Source organism: Sutterella sp. AM11-39 (assembly GCF_003472385.1).
Classification (GTDB): domain Bacteria; phylum Pseudomonadota; class Gammaproteobacteria; order Burkholderiales; family Burkholderiaceae_F; genus Duodenibacillus; species Duodenibacillus intestinigallinarum.
Genome location: NZ_QRLV01000001.1, coordinates 306,233 through 325,899 on the forward strand (window position 1 = coordinate 306,233; position 19,667 = coordinate 325,899).

Genomic DNA, 19,667 nt, shown 5'->3' on the forward strand with positions numbered 1-19,667 from the left:
TCAAGGCGAGGGCACCAATGGAATGCCTAATGCCACTTCCAGTGTCCTCATGCCTTAAGACTGAATATCTCTCAGACTACGTCACCCTTTAGAGCTTCGGATTAGGCGTCGTATCCGTGGGTTTGGGCATCCACGGTGCGAAGTCTTCCGGCTTCTGCCAGATTCCCTTCGGTGCGCCTTCCTTGGCCTTGCTGATGCGCACCTGAATGCCTCGCAGCGTGTAGGTGCCGACCATATCGTTAAAGGGAGCGTCGTTCTTCGTGAGAACATTGACGTTGCATTCCGTCCAGCCGTGCGTCTTCGTGTAGAGCGTTTCGGGGAACCAGAAACGTTCCATATAAGCCGTCTCCGGCGGAATACCTTCGGTCACGCGAACCTTGCCGCGTGTTTTGCCGCGCTTGGATTCGATCCAAACCCAGTCGCCAGTCGTAACGCCGTACTTGGGCGCCGTAACCGGATTGAGCCAGATTTCGGGAACGGGATAGATCTCGCGCAGATACGGGATATTGCGCAACGTACCGTGGTGGTACATCGGCAGACGACCGTTGGTGAGCGTGATCGGGTAATCCTTTCGCGTCTCTTCGGTGAATTCGGATGGCGGCAGGTAGTAAGGCAACGGATCGTAGTCCTTCTTCACCGGCGGCACCTTGTCCAAGGCATACGGTTTGCCGGTGCGACCCAATTCAATAAAGACCTCTCCGTAAAGTTCCAATTTCTTCGAAGGCGTGCCGAACCCCACGGGCTTGCCCGTCTTCGGATCTTCCTTCTTGTAGACGTAGTAGCTGTTCCACTTTTCATACGGCATGAAGGTGTAAGGCTGAACCTTCAGGAATTGCTTCCAGGTCATGCCGATATTCTTCAGACGGCCGTCGAGAAGTTCTTCCATCGAATCCCAGTAGGCCAAATCACCCTTCATGAAGGCCGGATCACACGCGCGCTTGCAGTTTTCGTTGCCAAGTGCCGCGCAGCGCTTGATGAGTTTCGACCAGAAAAGCGTTTCGTCTTCGGTTTCCCAAACGTGGGCCACAGGCTGGCGCGCAAAGACCATATTGAGCGCTTCGACCAGCATGTTCGTTTCGAGCCATTCGGTCGCGGGCAACAGAATGTCGGCGTACATCGAGAACGATGTCGGATACATGAACATGTGCACGATCAGATCAACGTTCTTCATAGCCGGCAACCAACTCTGAGGATTGGCGTTTTGCAGCATCTTGTTGCCGGAGCGCTCGAGCCAAACCTTGATCGGATAGGGTTTGCCGGTGAGCATGGCTTGCAGCACGGCCGAAGGTTGCGCAGCATCCCACTGCATAAGCCCCTTGTGTTCGTTGCTGCCCAGACGCTTGGTGAGCTGTCCCTTGGGAAGCAGATACGAGCAACGCGTTGCCAGAGATCCGGCGGGCACCACATTGGTCGTCGGGTTGCGCTGCATCAGAGCGCCGGGGCGTTCCACATTACCAGCCAAGGCATTCAAAATGACAGCCCCCATTGCCGCCTGCACGGAATTGGGCGTCTGGTCGGTCGCAACGCCGAGAGAGATACCGGCCGGACCGTCGCAGTACAACTCAATGGCCTTCTTGATCTTTTCAGGATCAAGCCGGCACTCTTTGCCTGCAGCTTCCAACGTCCACGGTTCGCTGCGCTCGCGCATCATCGTAAAGCCCGTCTTGTAGGTCACGCCCTTGTATTCAAACGTCCCCTCAAGCGCCGGATCAAGCGCATCATCCCACGGATAAGCAATTGCCTTGGGACTGTTGGTCTTCTTATCCCAAACCGTAAAGGTCTTGGCATCACCCTTAGGATCCAAGTCGCTTGCTCGAAGCATCATCTTCGTCTTGGCGTTGACCAGATACGGCAAATTGGTCCAACGCATGACGAAGTCTTCGTCGTAGAGCTTGTTGGCCATGATGTAGCGAATCCAGCACAGCATCAGTGCCACGTCGGTACCCGGACGAATCGGCAGCCAGACATCGGCGCGCATAGCTTCCGGAACAAAGCGCGGATCAATGACGATCGTGCGAACGCCCTTGGCACGCAAACGCACGATGGCGTTGCCACCGGTGGCCGGACTGCTGTTGGATGAATCTGTACCCCACAGCACCAATGTCTTCATTTCCGTGTTGGGGTTGTAGATTTCGCGCGACTTTTCGTCAGCAATTGAAGTATCAGGACCGCCGTACATCATGCCGAAAGCAAGCGTACGAGGCAGATAACACTGTGCGCAGCCCGGCTCATAAAAGTTCGGGGTGCCAAACGCATTGGCAAAACGAGGGATACCACGGAAGGCCGGGTTGCCACCGCCGCCCGTCGTTACGAGCACAGATTCGGCGCCGTATTTGGCACGCACTTCCATCATCTTTTCAGCGATGGTATCAATGGCTTCCTTCCAGCTAATGCGCTTCCACTTGTTTTCACCGCGCTTGCCCACGCGGATCAACGGATACTTGTTGCGCTCCGGATGGTAGAGCGCATTGATGCCCGACAAGCCCTTGGCGCAGATTGCACCATGCGACATCGGGTATTCGGGGTTGCCCTCAAGCTTGACAACGCGACCGTTTCGGACATGAGCCAAAACACCGCAATTCTGAATACAACCGCGGCAGCACGTCTTTACGATTTTTGTATCACCGCCGGCAGAGGCTTCAACTTTAGCTGCCGCCCCGGCAGCTTTAGCATCTTCAATCAAGCCGATCGGAATCGTCTTGTCAATTGCAGCTGCCAGTCCGCTAAACGCTGTCGCCTTGATCAACGTTCTTCTTGAGGTCATCAGGGACTTCATTGCCTGTTCTCCTGCTTTTGTCATGACGCCGCAATCAAAGCGCAAACAGCACGCCTTGACTGAGCATTCCATTAGAGGAAAACGGCTGCCGGTCAGGGGTGTGGAGTCGAAAGGCAAAGACTGAGCGCTTTGTCAGTCTTGTCCGGCAGGTTTTCCCGGGTCGAAAAAAAACTTCTTGAGTTTTTATTTTTTGTTTTCTGCGAAGTCTCCGAACATTTGCCTGGGACAACTTCAAAAATCCGCAAGCTATGTTGTGAAAAATGAAAGTTGTCCGATACTCAAGTCTTTCTCTCGGGAAAGCCCTATCTCGAAATATTCCTGGACACGCACCGGTCGCTCCGGCTATGCTGCCGGAAGTGACTTTTCTTCTCTTGTTTCTCGAGTGCCATGGCTTTGGATGGAAATTTCTGCCGCAGTCTGCGCGACGGACTTTTGACGTCGTTTGTCGACGCTTCGGTCGCTTCGGAGCAAAATCTGCGCGCGCAATTGCTGGCTAACGATATGTCGGGCTCCGGCACCAAAGTGATTTCGGTGCTCGAACAAGAATTGTTGCGCTGCCAGAAGTTCGATTTCAGCGTTGCCTTCATCACGATGGGCGGCATCACGCCACTGCTGCAGACGTTCAAAGAACTGGAAGCGCGAGGTATCAAGGGGCGCATCCTAACGACGAACTATCTGATGTTCACCGACCCGCGTGCGCTCGAGAAGCTCGCCGGACTATCTAACATCGAGATCAAATTCTTTCGTACCGAAGAAGCCGGACAAACCGGGTTTCACACCAAGGGCTACATCTTTGATCGAGGACGGCTTCGCAGCATCATTGTCGGCAGCTCCAACCTCACGCAGACGGCACTTACCGTCAATCAGGAATGGAACGCACGACTTGTGAGTGCCGCCGAAGGTGAATTCGCACGCCAGATTCAGACCGAATTCGATGCCTTATGGGAACATCCGGCCTCTCACGCACTCGAAGACGTACTCGACGACTACCGAATCGAGTATGAACAAACCAAAACGGTACGGCGAGCGTTTTTCTCGCAAGAACCGACGCTCGCTGGCGAGCTCGCCCACCACGAAATCCGTCCAAACGCCATGCAAAAGCGCCTCGCAGACAATCTTCTGACGCTCATGAGAAAAGAAGAGCCAGGCGCCGACATCACCGTCCCCAAAAAAGGTCTGTTGATTTCGGCCACCGGTACTGGCAAGACTTACGCTTCGGCCTTTGCCCTCAAAGCCATGCAGCCCAAACGAGCTCTTTTTCTCGTACATCGCGAACAGATTGCCCGCAAGTCACTTGAGAGTTACCGCCACGTCATGGGCCAGTCCTACACATACGGCGTTTTCATCGGGCAACAGCAGGAAACTGATCGGGACATTGTCTTTGCAACCATGCAAACCATGGTCAAGCACCTCAACGACGGCACGTTTGCCCCGACAGAATTCGATGTGATCGTCATTGACGAAGTGCACCGCGCCGGCGCCGCGAGCTACGACCGAATCATGCAGCATTTCAAGCCCAAACTGTGGTTCGGAATGACAGCCACGCCCGAGCGCCCGGACGGCTTTGACGTCTACGGTCTGTTCGGTCACAACATCCTTACCGAAATCCGACTGCAGCAGGCGCTTGCCAACGACCTTCTGTGCCCGTTTCACTACTTCGGCATCTCCGGACTTTCGGTCAACGACAAAGACTACGAAGCCAAGGACTTCTCAAAACTGGCGTCCGACGATCGCGTCGAACACATTCTCAAGCAGTCCGCCTACTACGGCTACAGCGGTGTTCGCCTCAAGGCACTTGTCTTTTGCAGCTCCAACGAAGAAGCGCGGCTATTGTCTGAGAAATTCAACTCACGAGGTCTTCGCACCGTCCACTTAAGCGGCAGCGACTCGCAAAGCACCCGCGAAGAGGCCTGCCGACGGCTCGCCTTGGACAGTGGTGATGAAGCACTTGACTACATCTTCTCGGTTGACATCTTCAACGAAGGCATCGACATTCCCGAAGTCAATCAAGTCATCCTGCTTCGTCCCACGCAAAGTCCCATCGTCTTCGTGCAGCAAATCGGCCGCGGCCTGCGCAAGCACGAGTCAAAGGAATACGTGGTCATACTGGACTTCATCGGAGAATACAACAATAACTTTCTCATTCCGGTGGCGCTCTCGGGGGATCGCACCTACAACAAGGACTACATGCGCCGCGTGGTCTCCACCGGCACGCAAGTTTTGTCCGGTCCTTCGAGCATTCACTTTGATGCCATCTCGCGCGAGCGCATCTACAAAGCAATCGACTCGGCGCGCACCAACACCATGTCAAGCCTACGCGAAGCCTATCGACTGCTTAAATTCAAGCTCGGACGCATTCCGTCAATTCTCGACTTCGATGTGCACGGCCTGATCGATCCGATGAAGATCTTCGACGCTTGCGGCACTTACTACGGTTTCCTGAAGAAAATGGAAAAAGACGGCGAAGACTTCGGCGAAATGGATGCCGCCGCGCAGAAGTATCTGTCGTACATCACACAACGGCTCGGCAATGCGCAGCGTCTGAGCGAAATTGTTGTGATCGAACTGATCCTCAAAGGCGAACGTGATCAACTCAAAGCCGCTTTTGTTGCCGATTTTGTCCAACGCTTTTCCTCGAGTCCGTCTGAGGCGCACCTTCAGTCTTGTGAGCACATCCTCACAAGCGACTTCTGGCGCACGCAAAAAGAAAAGAAAGACAATGCCGACTGCGCTGTCATCGAACTTGACGATGACGGCGAGTGGCGCGCCGCCGATGCGTTCGTGACAACGCTTTCCGCCAATCCCCTTCTCACCCGGGAACTGAAAGATCTGACCGAATTTATCAAGACGCGCTACGAGCTCACCTACAAAGGCGGCTACGGCAATACGCTCCTGAAACTTTACGAGCGCTACACCTACGAAGACGTCTGCCGTATGCTCGATTGGTCGCGCAACATCACGGCGCAGAACATTGGCGGCTACTTCTACGATAAACCGTCGCGAACCTTGCCTGTTTTCGTCAACTACAACAAGGACGAAGGCGCCATTGCCTACGAAGATCACTTCGTATCGGAAAATCATATGGTTGCGCTCTCCAAGACCAAACGCAAAGTCAATTCGAGCGACGCCGATCACATCTTCAAGCGCACCGAAGAGGACAAGGACAACCGCATTTACCTTTTCGTTCGAAAAAACAAGGACGATGCCGAGGCGAAATCGTTCTACTTCTTGGGCGAAATCGACGCTGAGGGCGAACCGGAACCAGTCAAGGTTGTCGGCGGCGCCGATGCCTTTGAGATCAACTACCGATTGCGTGTGCCGGTTCGAAACGACATCTACACCTATCTCACTTCGTAGAGACCGTTTTATCAGCACGTATACTTGCTACCCATTATTGAAAGGACGCAAACACAATGAAGACCATTGAAGTCGTTGCCGCCATCATTGTCAAGGACGGCAAAATTCTTGCCACACAGCGCGGCTACGGCGAATACAAAGACGGCTGGGAATTCCCCGGCGGCAAAGTGCAGCAAGGCGAAACCGCCGAAGAAGCGATCGTGCGCGAAATTGAAGAAGAACTGCGCATCACGATTCACCCCGACAAGTTCGTGACAACGGTCGACTACGACTACCCGAACTTTCACCTCACGATGCACTGCTTCCTGTCGAGCATCACGCAGGGCGAAATCGAATTGGTCGAGCATGAAGCCATGAAGTGGCTCACCCGCGATGAACTTGACACTGTAGATTGGCTTCCGGCTGACATTGAAGTTGTGGAAGCACTCAAAAAGCTTCTCTGAGCCTGTCAATCTGAGAAACAAACGCTCGATTGAGAACCGACATTGGGATGCGTTCCTGTTCCAATCGCAGTCCGTCTTTCTGCAGTGCTTCAAAAAGATCCGCTTCGCCCGAGGTAACCCTCGGGCGAAATTGCGATCAACTCTGCGGAATCCTCAACAGCCGAATGGTTGCAGCGTGAAAGCTTGCTACTGCGGCGTGCACAGACAATGCGCATAGAGCGGCATACTGCCGGAAACCGTCTGCCGCAGGCGTTGGACGGGCTCGAGCACCTGCACGGCAGGAGTCGTCAAACGCATTGCTTCGGCAAAACCTGTTTCGACCATGGCGCGGCGCATCAGACGCATTACCATCACCGAAAGCCCTGATCCGTCGCGCTCGATGAATTCAGCCTGCGCTCCGGGAACGTTGGCCATCTCGGCGGCTCTGGCGAGCGCAACATCGAGACCCCCCAACGTATCTGCCAAGCCCATATCAATCGCCTGACGCCCGGTAAAGACGCGGCCCTGCGCAAGCGCTGTCACCTTCTGCTCGTCCATCTTGCGGCCCTTGGCGACCAATGAAATGAAATCGCGATAGATGCGAGCCACCGACAGTTCCATCATCTTTCCGTACTCGGGCGTCACGGACTTGAGCGGATTCATGGCATCGGCCAATGGCGACGTTGCAACACCGCCCGTGCCAAGCGACAGACGAGAGATCGCCTTTTCAAAGGTCGGCATCATGCCGAAGACACCGATGGAGCCGGTGATGCTCATCGGATCAGTCACGATCGTGTCGGCGCCGAGCGCCACCCAATAGCCACCGCTGGCAGCATAGTCACCAAAGCTTGCCACCACAGGCTTGCCCGCCTTCTTGACAAGTTCGAGTTCACGGCGAATGAGTTCAGACGCAACCGGACTGCCGCCGGGGCTATCGATGCGCACCACCAGCGCCGCATAATCGGGCGATTCGCGCACGGCTCGGATACGTCGCACGGCATCGCGCTCGCCGGTCATGCCGGGGCCGTCGCCGCCGTCCTTGATTTCACCTTCGATCGTCACCACGGCGATGCGTTTGCCGGAAGGCACCGTTTCAGCGGCTTCAAGATAAAGCCGGTAATCGAGCAACTTTTCTTCGGTCGCACTCTTCCAACCCATGCGGGTGCGCAGAATGTCAATCACCTCATCGGCCGTATGTACCGAGTCGATCAGGCTCTGATCGAGCGCCACACGACTCATGTCGCCCTGCGCCTTTTCAAGAAGATCCGGATAGGTGGAGATCACCTTGTCGACGATGCCCGGCATCAGGCCTCGGGAAGACTCGATGCTGGCGGTGTATTGCCACCAGATGTCCTTCATCCAAAAGCGATCTGCTTCAAGCGACTCTTTGGAAGGAGCCGAGCGCACGAACACTTCCGGAGCGCTCTTATACTCGCCTGCACGATAGACGTGCACCGTAACACCCAGTTCCTTAAGCGCACTGCCCCAATACAAACGGGTACCCGAAAGGCCCTTGAGCATCACGCCGCCCATCGGGTGTACGAAAACTTCGTTGGCGTGTGCGGCTACCGCGTACTGAATCTGACTGTAGCCCGTCGACCAAACGGTGATCTTCTTGCCGGCGGCCTTGACACGATCCATCGCCGCACCGATTTCGCGCAAGGAAGCCAACCCAGCCTTTTGCAGATCCTGCACGCGGAAATGCACCGCCGCGATGCGCTTGTCGTCAGCCGCAAGCGCCAGAGCGCGCGTCACATCTCGCAGACGCGTAAGCGAATCCGAACCGTCGACCATGGAGGAAAACGTTCCCTGGCCGTCGAAATCGTCTTCTTCGACAACCTGCCCCGACAAGGTCACCAGCAGCACGGCATTGTTGGGCACGCTCACGGGCTTTTCGTAGAAAAAAGCAAAAACAATCGCGCCGAGAATCAGCAAAAAGACCAGGTTCAGGGTCAGACGCCTCAGAAAATCCAACCCGCGCCAGCAAGTCTTCAACACCTTCAGCATTTGCGTCTCTCCTGCCTTAATTCGGTCTCATGCCGGCCTGCGAGCGAGCGTTACGCACGCGACGGGCCAGCTCAACCAGGGAATCGACTGCAACGTCGGCCCAGGCGTGCGCCTGCATGCGATGCGGTTCGCGCTTGCGATAGCCCGCGCACCAAACCGTCACCATGCCGAGTTTCTTGGCCGTCTTGAGATTCACGGGGCTGTCTTCAACAAAACCGCACTGCTCGGGACGAGCCTTGAATCGCGCCGCCAAGCCGGCAAAAAGAGTCTCGTCAGGCTTGCAGCGCCAGGTTCCCATCACTCGCATATCATCGGCGCTTACCACCGCATCAAACAGGTCGGCAATGCCCAAGAGCGGCAAAAGCGCCTTGATGTAGCACTCCGGACCGTTGGTCACCAAAACGCGCTTGCCTTTTAAGGCCTTGAGACTGTCGCGCAGTTTGGCGCGGCTGAAGTCTTCGGGCACTTCTTCGGAAAGATCGAACCGGTGCGTGGCCTCAAAAAACTCCTCGGGGGCAATGCCATGGTGCTTTTCCAGCCCTAGAAAAGTCGCACCGTAGCGCGCCCAGTAGGCGTGCTGAAGGCGGCGACCTTCTTCAATCGACACGCCGAGCTTTTGCGCAATGAACGACTCCATGCGCAGATGAATGGCAGCAAACATGCCGCGGGAAGATTCATAGAGTGTATCGTCGCAGTCGATCAGCCAGACCTTGACGCGACTCAGTCGCGCACGGGTCTGTCCGTCGTCAGCGTTTTCAATCGGTTTGTTGCGGCGTTTCTTGTTATCAGTCATCGGCCGAAATCATCGTACCCACCCCCTGCGGAGTGAGAATTTCAAGAAGTAAACAGTGATTGACGCGTCCGTCAATGATGTGCACGCTGCGCACACCGTTGCGGGCGGCCGACAGCGCAGAAGAAAGTTTGGGAAGCATACCGCCCGAAATCGTGCCGTCCTTAAAGAGCGCATCGATTTCAGAGGCCGTCAGTCCGCTTAGAAGATTGCCCTCGCGATCGAGCACACCCGGCGTATTGGTAAGCATCACGAGTTTTTCGGCCTTAAGCGTTTCGGCCATCTTTCCGGCCACCACGTCGGCATTGATGTTGTAGGCCAAGCCGTCTTCACCCATGCCGATGGGACTGATCACCGGAATGAAGTGATCCTGTTCGAGCGCCTGAACGAGCGACGGATTGATTTCCTCGATCAAACCCACCTGACCGATGTCGTGATACACGTTGGGGTCGTTGGTGTCCTGCAGCTTCATGCGGCGCGCCTTAATGAGGCTGCCATCCTTGCCGGTCAAACCCACGGCATGCCCGCCGAAGGAGTTGATCATTTGCACGAGATCGCCCTGCACCTCACCGCACAACACCCATTCGACAACTTCCATCGTCTCGGGATCAGTGACACGCATGCCCTGCACGAATTCGCTAACCTTACCCACGCGATTCAAGGCACTGTTGATCTGAGGACCGCCGCCGTGCACAACCACCGGGTTCATGCCGACAAGTTTCAAAAGCACCACGTCTCGCGCGAAAGCGCGTTGCAGTTTCGGATCCGTCATGGCGTTGCCGCCGTACTTGATCACGATCGTCTTGCCGTGAAATCGCTGAATGTAAGGAAGAGCTTCGGAAAGAACTTCAGCTTTGAGCGAAGCGGGCACCAAATTGGTGTTGGGGGCGGAAGTCTGCATTGTTTGTCATCCTTTTTTGACCGAGGGGATTTGCTTCCGAACGAAAGGCAATTCACTTGCGTGCCGTCGGGCACAGACACAAGTCCGCGGCGTTCTTTTGATGATACTTTCTTTTTTTGTCAACGCCGTTGCAAGCGCGCCAAACTATACCGCACGATGAGGCTTGCGAACACCGTTCGAGTCCGCATAGCAAAACAGAGCCCAAAGGCTCTGTCTTGCAGACGGAACGATCGTTAGAGCACGTAGCGGGACAGATCCTGATCGCCCGCGAGCACGTCGAGACGCTCACGCACGTACGCTTCGTCGATGGTCACTTCCATCGCGCTGCGGCATCCCGCGTCAAAGCTCACTTCTTCAAGCAGCTTTTCCATCACGGTGTACAGACGTCGCGCACCGATATTTTCCGTTCGTTCATTCACCTCAAAGGCGTAATGCGCAATCGCCTTGATCGCTTCGGGCGTGAAGGTGAGCTTGGCGCCGTCTGCACCCAGAAGTGCCTCGTACTGCTTGACGACAGAAGCGTCAGTCTGCGTAAGGATGCGCTCGAAGTCTTCTTCGGTAAGGCTCTTCAGTTCCACGCGAATCGGCAAACGGCCCTGCAATTCGGGAACCAGATCCGACGGCTTGGAAAGGTGGAACGCACCCGAGCAGATAAAGAGCACGTGATCGGTCTTCACCCAGCCGTACTTAGTCTTCACGGAAGTGCCTTCAATGAGCGGCAGCAGATCGCGTTGCACACCTTCGCGAGAAACATCTCCCGAGCCGTGGCGCTCGGCCCCGCCCGCGATCTTGTCGATTTCGTCAATAAAGACGATGCCGTTGTTTTCCACACTTTCGATGGCGCGGCGCGTGAGGTCTTCGTGATCGATCAACTTGCCCGCTTCTTCGTCCGTATAGATCTCCATCACTTCACGAATCTTGAGACGCTTTTTCTCGCGACGCGAGGCGTTGATCTTGTCAAAGACGTTCTGCAACTGGTTTTCAAGATCGTCCATGCCTTCCGGACCGATCATGTTGAAGACGGGAGCGGTGCTTGCCACATCAGCCTCAACGGTCTTGTCGTCCAAACGGCCGGCTCGCAGATCTTCGCGGAAGCGACGGCGAGCGGCGCCTTCCACGGGCACCGGAGCCGCCTGACCTTCGACGGGAGCGGGCGGCGGCAGAAGAAGATCAAGCACGCGTTCCTCAGCCTGTTCGCGAGCGCGCGTCATCACGCGCTTTTTCTGCTGCGCTTCAACGAGCTTGATGCCAGCCTGCATCAGATCGCGCACGATTGATTCCACGTTGCGGCCAACATAGCCCACTTCGGTGAATTTTGTCGCTTCGGTCTTGACGAACGGCGCATCGGTGAGCTTAGCCAGGCGGCGGGCGATTTCGGTCTTGCCCACGCCGGTCGGCCCGATCATCAGAATGTTCTTGGGCGTAATTTCGGAGTGCAGCGGTTCAGGCACGCGGCTGCGGCGCCAACGGTTGCGAAGAGCCACGGCAACGGCGCGCTTGGCGTCGTTCTGACCCACGATGTATTTGTCGAGTTCGCTCACGATTTCTCGCGGCGTGAGCATGGAGCGGTCGGTTTCGGTCATCTCGGAAAAAAATCTGTTCTTGGGAAAAATTAGCCTTGCAACGTTTCGATGGTCTGGTTGCGGTTGGTGTAGATGCAGATGTCGCCTGCGATATCCAAGGCCGCCTTGACGATGGAAGGAGCATCCATTTCGGTGTGTTCCTTCAGAGCTCGTGCAGCCGACAGAGCATAATTACCGCCCGAGCCGATCGCAGCAATGCCGCCTTCGGGTTCGATCACATCGCCGTTACCTGAGAGCACCAGCGTGGCGTCCTTGTCGGCCACGATCATCATGGCTTCAAGATGACGCAACATGCGATCGGTGCGCCACAGTTTGGCTAGCTCCACTGCCGCGCGCATCAAATTGCCCGAATGCTTTTCGAGTTCGCCCTCGAAGCGCTCCACCAGTGTGAAGGCATCGGCCGTAGCGCCGGCAAAACCGACCAAAATGCGGTCGTGATAAATGCGGCGCACCTTGCGTGCGGTTGCCTTGAAGACAACGTTGCCGAGCGTCACCTGTCCGTCGCCGCCCATCGTCACGGTGTTACCGCGGCGCACACACACTATGGTCGTTCCGTGAAACTGTTCCATAAGATCCTCTTTGTATCCGTCCAGATTACTTCAAAAATCCGGCTTGTCCTTACGAAAAAGGAAGGCTTGAGCCTTCCTCTTACGTGTTTTTGCGCGGTTGACGTCAAAAGAAAATTGCACAAGGGCTCGAGCCCGAGAACTTCCTCGGGCCTGGACGCCAAAAAACCGCACCAGACGTCGACGTATCAGTCGCCGAACATCTTCTGCTTAATCTCGCGGCGTTCCTGCGCTTCCAGAGAAAGCGTAGCCGTCGGGCGGGCCAGAAGACGGCGCACGCCGATCGGTTCGCCGGTTTCTTCGCAATAGCCGTATTCGCCTTCGTCAATGCGCTTGATGGCCGCCTGCACCTTCTTGAGAAGCTTGCGTTCGCGGTCGCGAGTGCGCAGTTCGAGTGCGTGTTCCTCTTCGATCGTCGCACGGTCGGCCGGATCAGGCACCACAGTCGATTCGCGCAGATTTTCAGTCGTCTGGCCGGCGTTGTGGCGCAGTTCTGCTTCCATCTCCGTCAGACGGTTGCGGAAAAACTCAAGCTGCTTGTCGTTCATGTAGTCCTTGTCGGACATCGCCAAGAGCTCTTGCTCGGTCAAAGTCTTTTTTGTTGCCATAAAACTCTTTCGATCTACAGAAGTAGTCTCAGCGCCGGCGGCGTGAAAAATGAGTCCGCGTAAACGCCGATGCTTTTTGAAGGCGCACACAATAGCACAAAAGCTTGAAATCTATGACTATTTGTACCCGCCGACTTGTAACGTTTTTCAAACCGGCCTCAGGCCAGACAGGATTCAAATCCCTTGAGAATCGCCTCTTTAGGCAATTTGCGTCCGATGATCACAAACTTGGTTTCGGGTTTGTTCTCCCCCCAAGGACCGAGCACGTCAGCCCCGAACACCATGTGCACGCCCTGCACCACACAGCGGCGATCCGTCCCCTTCAGATAGAGCACTCCCTTGTAGCGCAGCATGTCGGGGCCGTAGACCGCCACCAAGCTTTGTAAGTACTGCTCAAAGCGGGGCGCGTCGAACGGCTTGTCGGACGTAAAGACAAACGCGGCCACATCGTCACCGTGATGATGCTTGTGTGCTCCGGTAAGAAACGTCGGATCGACATCCAAAATGTCGTTCATGTTAAAGCCGTAGATGTCGATCACCTTATCGATGGGCACATTGCCCATGTCAGCCACTTCGATGGGGGCGCGGGGGTTGATCGCAATCAGACGCTCCTTGAGCGCAGCGAGTTCTTCAGAGCTCACCAGATCGGCCTTGGAAATGAAAATGCGGTCGGCAAAAGCGATCTGATCAAGAGCCACCTCTTCCTTGGCGATCGTTTCGTCGGCATGCTTGGCGTCAACAAGCGTCACCACGCCGTCGAGGCGGAAAAAGGCCGCGACCGCATCGTCCATAAAGAAGGTCTGGCAGACGGGGCCGGGATTGGCCACACCCGTGGTTTCGATGACGACGTGATCAAAATCAATCTCGCCTTTGTCACGCTGGATGCGCAGGTTCGTGAGCACGCGCGACAGATCGCCGCGGATCGTACAGCAGATGCAGCCGTTGTTCATCGTAACGATCTGTTCGGCGCCGTCCTGCACAAGCAAATCGTTGTCAATGGTCTGTTCGCCGAGTTCGTTTTCGATCACGGCGATCTTGCGGCCGTGGTTTTCCTGCAGGATGCGGTTCAGAAGCGTCGTCTTGCCGGCACCCAGAAAGCCCGTGAGCACTGTGACCGAAATATCGGGTTCGGCCATCGGATCAAAGTCTTCCGTCATTTTGTCTTGTCCTTCCATCACAACAGAAAAAGCGCCTCGACAAAGGCGCCTTCCGTAAAATCTCAATCGCAGAGCTTCAGGTGCAAGCCCTTGAGGTATTCGCCCTCGGGGAACGTCATCAGCAGCGGATGATCGACCCCGGCACCGAAGCGCGACAGCGCCCAGGCCTGTCGTCGCGAATCAATGACGGCACCGGCAACAATCTTCTGGAAAAGATCCGTATCGATGGCACCCGAACAGGAGAACGTCAGCAGCTGACCGCCGGCGCGAAGCAGGCGCAGACCGTTGAGGTTGATGTCCTTGTAAGCTCTTGCGGCGCGATCCACATGATAGTGACTCGAAGCGAACTTGGGAGGATCCAGAATGATGAGATCGTACGTGTCCCCCGCTTCGCGGACCCGGCGCAGATAGTCGAAGACGTCGGCCTGCTGCCACTTGCACACATCCGGCGCAAAACCGTTGAGTTCGGCATTGGCCTGTGCACGGGCAAGCGCTTCGGCCGAAGAATCGACGCTCACCACTTCTTCGGCGCCGCCAGCGGCCAGCGCAAGCGAAAAGCCGCCGGTGTAGCAGAAGCAATTAAGCGCTCGAAGTCCGCGACCGGTTTCCTTCTTGAAGGCGCGGGCGATGTTTTGCGCGGCCAATCGGCTTTCGCGCTGATCGACGTAAAAGCCCGTCTTGTGCCCCACGCGCACATCCACACCATACTTCACACCGTCTTCTACAACTTCGATGATGGCAGGAGGCTCTTCTCCGGCAAGCACGCCCACGTGCTCTTCTAGACCTTCTCGCTTGCGGGTGGCCGCATCCGAACGATCGAACACGCCCCTGGCACCCGTGCACTTCATCAAAGCGGCCACGATCTCTTCGCTGTTTGCCTGTACGGCCGCGCTCTGAAACTGCGTCACAACCCAGTCGCCGTACATATCGGCCACCAGCCCCGGAATGCCGTCGGCTTCGGCAAAGACCAAACGGCGGGCATTGGTGCGTTCCAAGAGGGATGCGCGAGCGGCAACGGCCTTCTCGATGCGCCGCGTGAGAAAACCCGGCTGCGGCGCTTCTTCTCCGGCGTAGGTGAACATGCGCACACGCAATGTGGAAGCGGGTGACCAACCGCCAAAGCCCAACTCTCGGCCGTCGTGCGAGACCACGCGCACCATTTCGCCGGCGGCAATCTTGACGCCCTTTTGTCCGGCCTTGGCAACGGCCGTGTCGTAGACCCACGGATGGCGGCGCAGCAGACTTTTTTCTTTGTCTTTCTTTAAAACGATGTCTTGCATGTCGATTCTCAAATTCGTATCAAAAAATCTTTCTCAGAAACCGGCCGTCGGCAACACGATCCGATCAAGCTCGATTTCGCCGGTAAAAACAGTCACGGCCGGACCCGACAAGTAGACCGAGTCTTGGGCCTGTCCGCTCCAGCGAACGCGAATGTCGCCGCCGCGCATGTGAACGAGCACGTCGTTGTCCAAAAGGCCGCGGCGAATGCCTGAGACGACCGCGGCGCACGCCCCCGACCCGCAGGCAAGCGTCTCGCCTGCGCCACGTTCGTAGACACGAAGGTTGACTTCCTTTCGGCTGATGACCTGCATGAATCCGGCGTTGACCTGGTGCTCAAACACCGGCATTTCCTGTAAGGTGCTGCCCACGGCGCCGACCAGATCGGTCGCAACGTCCTTAACCAAACGAACGGCGTGAGGATTGCCCATCGAAACGATGCTCACCCAGTTATCAACTCCTGCGGCCGTGATTTTATAAAGCGTCGCTTCGCCTTCGATTTGCGTTTCCACCCCCTCACCGACAAGACCGACGTCGTCAGCCTCAAAACGGGGCCTGCCCATATCAACCGTGACCGTGCCGTCGTCTTCGATATGCGGACGAATGATTCCCTTAACCGTTTCGCAGGCAATCATCTTTTTATCCGTCAGGCCAAGCTCTCGCACGAAAACCGCAAAGCAGCGCGCGCCATTGCCGCACATTTCGACCTCGCCGCCGCTGCAATTAAATATGCGGTACTTGAAATCAATGTCGGGCAACTCGCTTTTTTCCACCACCAGCAGCTGATCGCATCCCACGCCGTAGCGTCGATCGCACAACGCACGGATCTGCTGGCTCGTGAGCATAAACGGTTCCTGCGTGGCGTCGAGCATGACGAAGTCGTTGCCTGCGCCCTGCATTTTTGTAAATCGCATAGTTAGTCTTCGTAAACGGAAGGTTCACCCTCGGGGCGCGTCTTAAAACGTCGATGCGACCAGAGGTACTGATCCGGCAGCTTCAAAATCCAGTTCTCGAGTTCGGCCGTGATGCGACGGGTATCGGCTTCGACATCGTCGGTCGGGTAGTTCTCCCAAGCCGGAGAGATATGCACCACGTAACCCTTATCGGTCATCTCGGCGATACACATGCAAACCTTGGCGCGCGTAAGCTTGGCCAGTCGGCAGGCCATCGGCACGGTTGCCGCAGGCACCCCGAAAAACGGAATGAAGATGGAGTTCTTCCGCCCGTGATCCATGTCGGGGAGATAGTAAAAGGGCAGTCCCTTATTCATGGCGCGGATCACGGCCTTGAGGTCACCGCGGCCGTGCTTGGCGATCAGTTCCGGATTGGCAAAGCGCAGCCGCCCCTTGAGGGCCGCTTCGTCCCAGACCGGATTGGCTTGCTTTTGGTAGAGCGAGCAGCCGCGCACGTGCAGATTCAGCCCGATGCCTGCGGCATCAAGCCCCACAAAGTGCGGAGAAATCACGATCAGATGTTCACCGCGGGCAACTGTTTCCGTGATGTTTTCGACTCCTTCAAAGCGCACCATGGCCGCGACCTCATCGCGCGAGCCAGCCCAGAGCACGCCGTGATCGAGTGCGGCGCGCATGAGTTTTCGGTAAAAACTTTTTGCAATTTGACGGCGTTCGGCTTCAGTCTTATCCGGGAAACACAACCTCAGATTGGTGAGCGTCACGCGACGGCGCTTCGGAATGACGAGCCAAAACACAAAAGCGAGCAGGGCGGCCAGGCCCGAGCGAACGCTCACGGGTACGTGGCGCAGGCTTTTGATGACCGCAATCCAGAACCGCGATAGAAGGTTAAGAATCATGAGCAGTAAAAAATCCTCTTTAAGCCTAGCGATTGTAACAACTCAACCTGCCGTTTAAGCCGCTTGCGGGCTGTGCCCGCTATACTCATTGATCGTTTGAAAGAGGCTGATTGCCTGTTTGCTTTCGTACCGCTTGTATTTTTCGCATGTCTGCCATTCGTACTTCGCTTAGCATTCTTCTCGGTGCCGTTCTGGGTTTTGCCGCCGTCCACGCCGCATCCCCTCTGGCTTCCGGCACGGTCAGCCGTGCCGATCACGCTGCTGCCCAAAAGTCCGCGCAGGATGCCGACATCATCCGCAGTCTTCTCGTCGGTGAATTCGCCGTGCAGTCCGGCGACTCGGAACTGGCATGGAAGGCTTTCCTTACCGCAGCGCAAAAAGGCCGCTCGGCCGAAGCTGCGGGACGCGCCTTTGACATTGCGCAGGAAGCAGACAACGAAGAAGCGGCTGATCAGGCTCTCAAGGTCTGGACGGAACTTGATCCCAACAACCGTCAAGTTCGGCTGATCAAAGCCGAAGAGCTCTTTAGCCAAGGCAAATACGATGAAGCGGGCGAACTTGTCAAAGGTCTGGTGCAGGCGGCGCGCGATCCGGCAGGCGCCTTGGACGAACTCGGTGGAATGCAGCAAGTGGCTCCCGCCAAAGATCTCTTTTATCACGCCTTCGTCAAGGCGGCCGTTGATCTCAAAGAAGATGCCCGTGCTCAGCTCGTGCTCTCCGAACTCGCCAATCGCGCCCGCATGACGCCCCAAGCCGCCATGCACGCGTCCAAGGCAATGGATCTTGCGCCTGACAGTCCTCACGTGCTGATGAAAGGCATTGACGCGGAGTTTCAAAACGATCCCAAAAAGGCCATGAAGCGCTTGGAAGACTATCTCACGCGCCACCCGGACTCCTTTGAACTGCGTCTGGCCTACGCCAAGTCACTGCTTCGTACCGGCAACGGCAAGAAGCTCGACGAGCAGCTCAAGCGCCTGGAAGAAGGCCGCCGCGACGATGCGCACAGCATGATGCTTCTGGGCATGATCGCCGAAGAAGCTCGCCTCTACGAACGCGCCGAACTCTACTACAAGCGCTACCTCGTGCTTTTGAGCAAAGCCGAAAAGACGGCGCTGCTGCCCGATACGGCATACGTGCGCTTAGGCATGGTCAAGCTCGCTCAGGGCGACCGCAAGGCCGCCATTGAGTGGCTCGACCGCGTCGAAGGCGGCGACAAGTACGAAGCCGCCCGCATCAAGCAGGCCGAACTGCTTGCCGAATCCGGCAGCGTGGACGGCGCCTGCAAGGTTTTGCGCGGCATCCGCACGACGGATGCCAAACGCAAGATGAGTCTGGACGTGGCCTGCGCCGAATTGCTTTTGAAGACCAAGCAGTTCACTCCGGCTCTGGACGTGCTGATTGAGGCGCTCGAAGCCGGTCCCAAGAATCCCGAGCTGCTTTACCGCACCGCCATCCTCGCCGTGCAACAGGACCGTTTCAAAGATGCCGAAAAGCTCTTTGAACGCTTTATTGCCGAAAATCCGGACAACCCCAACGGCTGGAATTCTCTGGGATTTTTGTGGGTCGACCGCGCGATGCATCTCGACAAAGCCGAGCGCTATCTCAACAAGGCAATGGAACTGAGCGGCGGCAAGGATGCGGCTATCACCGACTCTCTGGGCTGGCTGCGTTATCGTCAGGGCCGACTTGAGGAGGCCGAGTCGCTCGTGCGCAAGGCACAAAACGCTTTGCCGGCCGACACCGAGATCGCGCTGCATCTGGCTGAAATTCTCTACGTGGTCGGCAAGACCGCCGAGGCCGACAGCTACATCGCCTCGGTGCTCGAGGGCGAACCGAACAACACGAAGGCTAAAGAGTTGCGCCACCATCGGGGCCCGGCCAAATGAAGCGCCGAACGCTGTTTCTTAGTTCCCTCGTGCTCCTGAGCGGCTGCACGGCCGTGCACTCGCCCGGCACACGTGAACGCGCCGGGCGCTTTTCGCTACGCGCCGTGGGCCCCAAAGGCGCCGAAGCCGTAACCGGACGCTGGAAGCTCGTTGAGTCGAAAGACCTTACCGAACTCACGCTCATGACTCCGCTTTACGGCATCCTCGCCCGCATCACCGTCACGCCCGAAGGCGCCACGCTCGAGCGTCCCAACAAAGAAAGTGAGGGCGCCTTCGACTCGGCCGCAAGCGCCCAAGAATTGATGCAGCAGCACCTGGGCTTCGGACTGCCCGCCGACATGCTCTCGTCATGGCTTTCAGGTGAACCCTGGGTACAGGCCCCCGCTCAAGTTGCTGACGACTCTTTCACGCAATCGGGATGGCAAATCGCCGTCAGGCGCCGCAAGCCCGACGGCTCTCCCGCACTCGTCACGCTCTCGCAGAGCACCCCGAGACAGATCACTCTGACCCTAGTCATCGAATAACC

The 19,667-nt window shown here is 56.7% G+C and carries 15 protein-coding genes; 4 read left to right on the forward strand and 11 right to left on the reverse strand.

Annotated features, from left to right (window positions below):
• Positions 1-88: 88 nt before the first annotated feature.
• Complete coding sequence (locus DW133_RS01450; RefSeq protein WP_233542071.1) at positions 89-2,800, reverse strand: molybdopterin-dependent oxidoreductase; 2,712 nt, start codon at positions 2,798-2,800, stop codon at positions 89-91.
• Positions 2,801-3,163: 363 nt separating this feature from the next.
• Between DW133_RS01450 and DW133_RS01455 the strand changes: the two genes are divergently transcribed.
• Both DW133_RS01455 and DW133_RS01460 read left to right on the forward strand, forming a co-directional pair.
• Entirely contained in the window at positions 3,164-6,133 is a 2,970-nt protein-coding gene (locus DW133_RS01455; protein WP_118274497.1) for a DUF3427 domain-containing protein, read from the forward strand.
• 56 nt (positions 6,134-6,189) lie between these two features.
• Positions 6,190-6,576, forward strand: a complete 387-nt coding sequence (locus DW133_RS01460) for a (deoxy)nucleoside triphosphate pyrophosphohydrolase (protein WP_118274499.1) — start codon at positions 6,190-6,192, stop codon at positions 6,574-6,576.
• Between the two features lie 186 nt (positions 6,577-6,762).
• On the opposite strand, the gene sppA is transcribed toward DW133_RS01460, so the two are convergent.
• The 10 genes from sppA to DW133_RS01515 form a co-directional block, all read right to left on the reverse strand.
• Positions 6,763-8,562 carry a signal peptide peptidase SppA gene (gene sppA / locus DW133_RS01470; protein WP_118274503.1) on the reverse strand — a complete coding sequence of 600 codons (1,800 nt, stop codon included), beginning with the start codon at positions 8,560-8,562 and terminating at the stop codon, positions 6,763-6,765.
• A gap of 16 nt (positions 8,563-8,578) precedes the next feature.
• Positions 8,579-9,355, reverse strand: coding sequence for a pyrimidine 5'-nucleotidase (locus tag DW133_RS01475; RefSeq protein ID WP_118274505.1), 777 nt, complete (start codon positions 9,353-9,355; stop codon positions 8,579-8,581).
• A complete protein-coding gene (argB, locus tag DW133_RS01480) occupies positions 9,348-10,253 on the reverse strand; it encodes an acetylglutamate kinase (RefSeq protein WP_118274507.1) in 906 nt (301 codons plus the stop codon). The genes DW133_RS01475 and argB overlap by 8 nt, the downstream gene beginning before the upstream one ends.
• 233 nt (positions 10,254-10,486) lie before the next feature.
• The gene (hslU, locus tag DW133_RS01485) at positions 10,487-11,836 is read right to left on the reverse strand and encodes an ATP-dependent protease ATPase subunit HslU (RefSeq protein WP_118274509.1); all 1,350 of its coding nucleotides are present in this window, start codon (positions 11,834-11,836) and stop codon (positions 10,487-10,489) included.
• Positions 11,837-11,865: 29 nt separating this feature from the next.
• On the reverse strand, positions 11,866-12,405 hold the full coding sequence (gene hslV / locus DW133_RS01490) for an ATP-dependent protease subunit HslV (RefSeq protein ID WP_118274511.1): 540 nt from the start codon (positions 12,403-12,405) through the stop codon (positions 11,866-11,868).
• Between the two features lie 185 nt (positions 12,406-12,590).
• A complete protein-coding gene (dksA, locus tag DW133_RS01495; protein WP_118274513.1) occupies positions 12,591-13,010 on the reverse strand; it encodes an RNA polymerase-binding protein DksA in 420 nt (139 codons plus the stop codon).
• Positions 13,011-13,168: 158 nt separating this feature from the next.
• The gene (locus tag DW133_RS01500; protein ID WP_233542072.1) at positions 13,169-14,167 is read right to left on the reverse strand and encodes a GTP-binding protein; all 999 of its coding nucleotides are present in this window, start codon (positions 14,165-14,167) and stop codon (positions 13,169-13,171) included.
• Positions 14,168-14,229: 62 nt separating this feature from the next.
• The gene (locus tag DW133_RS01505; protein WP_118274515.1) at positions 14,230-15,447 is read right to left on the reverse strand and encodes a class I SAM-dependent rRNA methyltransferase; all 1,218 of its coding nucleotides are present in this window, start codon (positions 15,445-15,447) and stop codon (positions 14,230-14,232) included.
• 33 nt (positions 15,448-15,480) lie between these two features.
• Entirely contained in the window at positions 15,481-16,359 is an 879-nt protein-coding gene (gene dapF, locus DW133_RS01510; protein ID WP_118274517.1) for a diaminopimelate epimerase, read from the reverse strand.
• A 2-nt stretch (positions 16,360-16,361) separates the two neighbouring features.
• Positions 16,362-17,255 (reverse strand): lysophospholipid acyltransferase family protein, encoded by an 894-nt coding sequence (locus DW133_RS01515; RefSeq protein WP_118274519.1) that lies wholly within the window; start codon positions 17,253-17,255, stop codon positions 16,362-16,364.
• A gap of 146 nt (positions 17,256-17,401) precedes the next feature.
• Here DW133_RS01515 and DW133_RS01520 point away from each other — a divergent pair, with 146 nt between their 5' ends.
• Together DW133_RS01520 and DW133_RS01525 are read left to right on the forward strand one after the other, a co-directional pair.
• Entirely contained in the window at positions 17,402-19,141 is a 1,740-nt protein-coding gene (locus DW133_RS01520; protein WP_118274521.1) for a tetratricopeptide repeat protein, read from the forward strand.
• Complete coding sequence (locus DW133_RS01525; protein WP_118274523.1) at positions 19,138-19,665, forward strand: outer membrane lipoprotein LolB; 528 nt, start codon at positions 19,138-19,140, stop codon at positions 19,663-19,665. Before DW133_RS01520 ends, DW133_RS01525 begins: the two co-directional genes overlap by 4 nt.
• Positions 19,666-19,667: the final 2 nt, after the last annotated feature.

Excerpts from the sequence above, each read along its gene's own strand:
- DW133_RS01450 (WP_233542071.1), bottom strand. The coding sequence starts at position 2,800 with ATGACAAAAGCAGGAGAACAGGCAATGAAGTCCCTGATGACCTCAAGA.
- DW133_RS01455 (WP_118274497.1), top strand. The coding sequence starts at position 3,164 with ATGGCTTTGGATGGAAATTTCTGCCGCAGTCTGCGCGACGGACTTTTG.
- DW133_RS01460 (WP_118274499.1), top strand. The coding sequence starts at position 6,190 with ATGAAGACCATTGAAGTCGTTGCCGCCATCATTGTCAAGGACGGCAAA.
- sppA (WP_118274503.1), bottom strand. The coding sequence starts at position 8,562 with ATGCTGAAGGTGTTGAAGACTTGCTGGCGCGGGTTGGATTTTCTGAGG.
- DW133_RS01475 (WP_118274505.1), bottom strand. The coding sequence starts at position 9,355 with ATGACTGATAACAAGAAACGCCGCAACAAACCGATTGAAAACGCTGAC.
- argB (WP_118274507.1), bottom strand. The coding sequence starts at position 10,253 with ATGCAGACTTCCGCCCCCAACACCAATTTGGTGCCCGCTTCGCTCAAA.
- hslU (WP_118274509.1), bottom strand. The coding sequence starts at position 11,836 with ATGACCGAAACCGACCGCTCCATGCTCACGCCGCGAGAAATCGTGAGC.
- hslV (WP_118274511.1), bottom strand. The coding sequence starts at position 12,405 with ATGGAACAGTTTCACGGAACGACCATAGTGTGTGTGCGCCGCGGTAAC.
- dksA (WP_118274513.1), bottom strand. The coding sequence starts at position 13,010 with ATGGCAACAAAAAAGACTTTGACCGAGCAAGAGCTCTTGGCGATGTCC.
- DW133_RS01500 (WP_233542072.1), bottom strand. The coding sequence starts at position 14,167 with ATGACGGAAGACTTTGATCCGATGGCCGAACCCGATATTTCGGTCACA.
- DW133_RS01505 (WP_118274515.1), bottom strand. The coding sequence starts at position 15,447 with ATGCAAGACATCGTTTTAAAGAAAGACAAAGAAAAAAGTCTGCTGCGC.
- dapF (WP_118274517.1), bottom strand. The coding sequence starts at position 16,359 with ATGCGATTTACAAAAATGCAGGGCGCAGGCAACGACTTCGTCATGCTC.
- DW133_RS01515 (WP_118274519.1), bottom strand. The coding sequence starts at position 17,255 with ATGATTCTTAACCTTCTATCGCGGTTCTGGATTGCGGTCATCAAAAGC.
- DW133_RS01520 (WP_118274521.1), top strand. The coding sequence starts at position 17,402 with ATGTCTGCCATTCGTACTTCGCTTAGCATTCTTCTCGGTGCCGTTCTG.
- DW133_RS01525 (WP_118274523.1), top strand. The coding sequence starts at position 19,138 with ATGAAGCGCCGAACGCTGTTTCTTAGTTCCCTCGTGCTCCTGAGCGGC.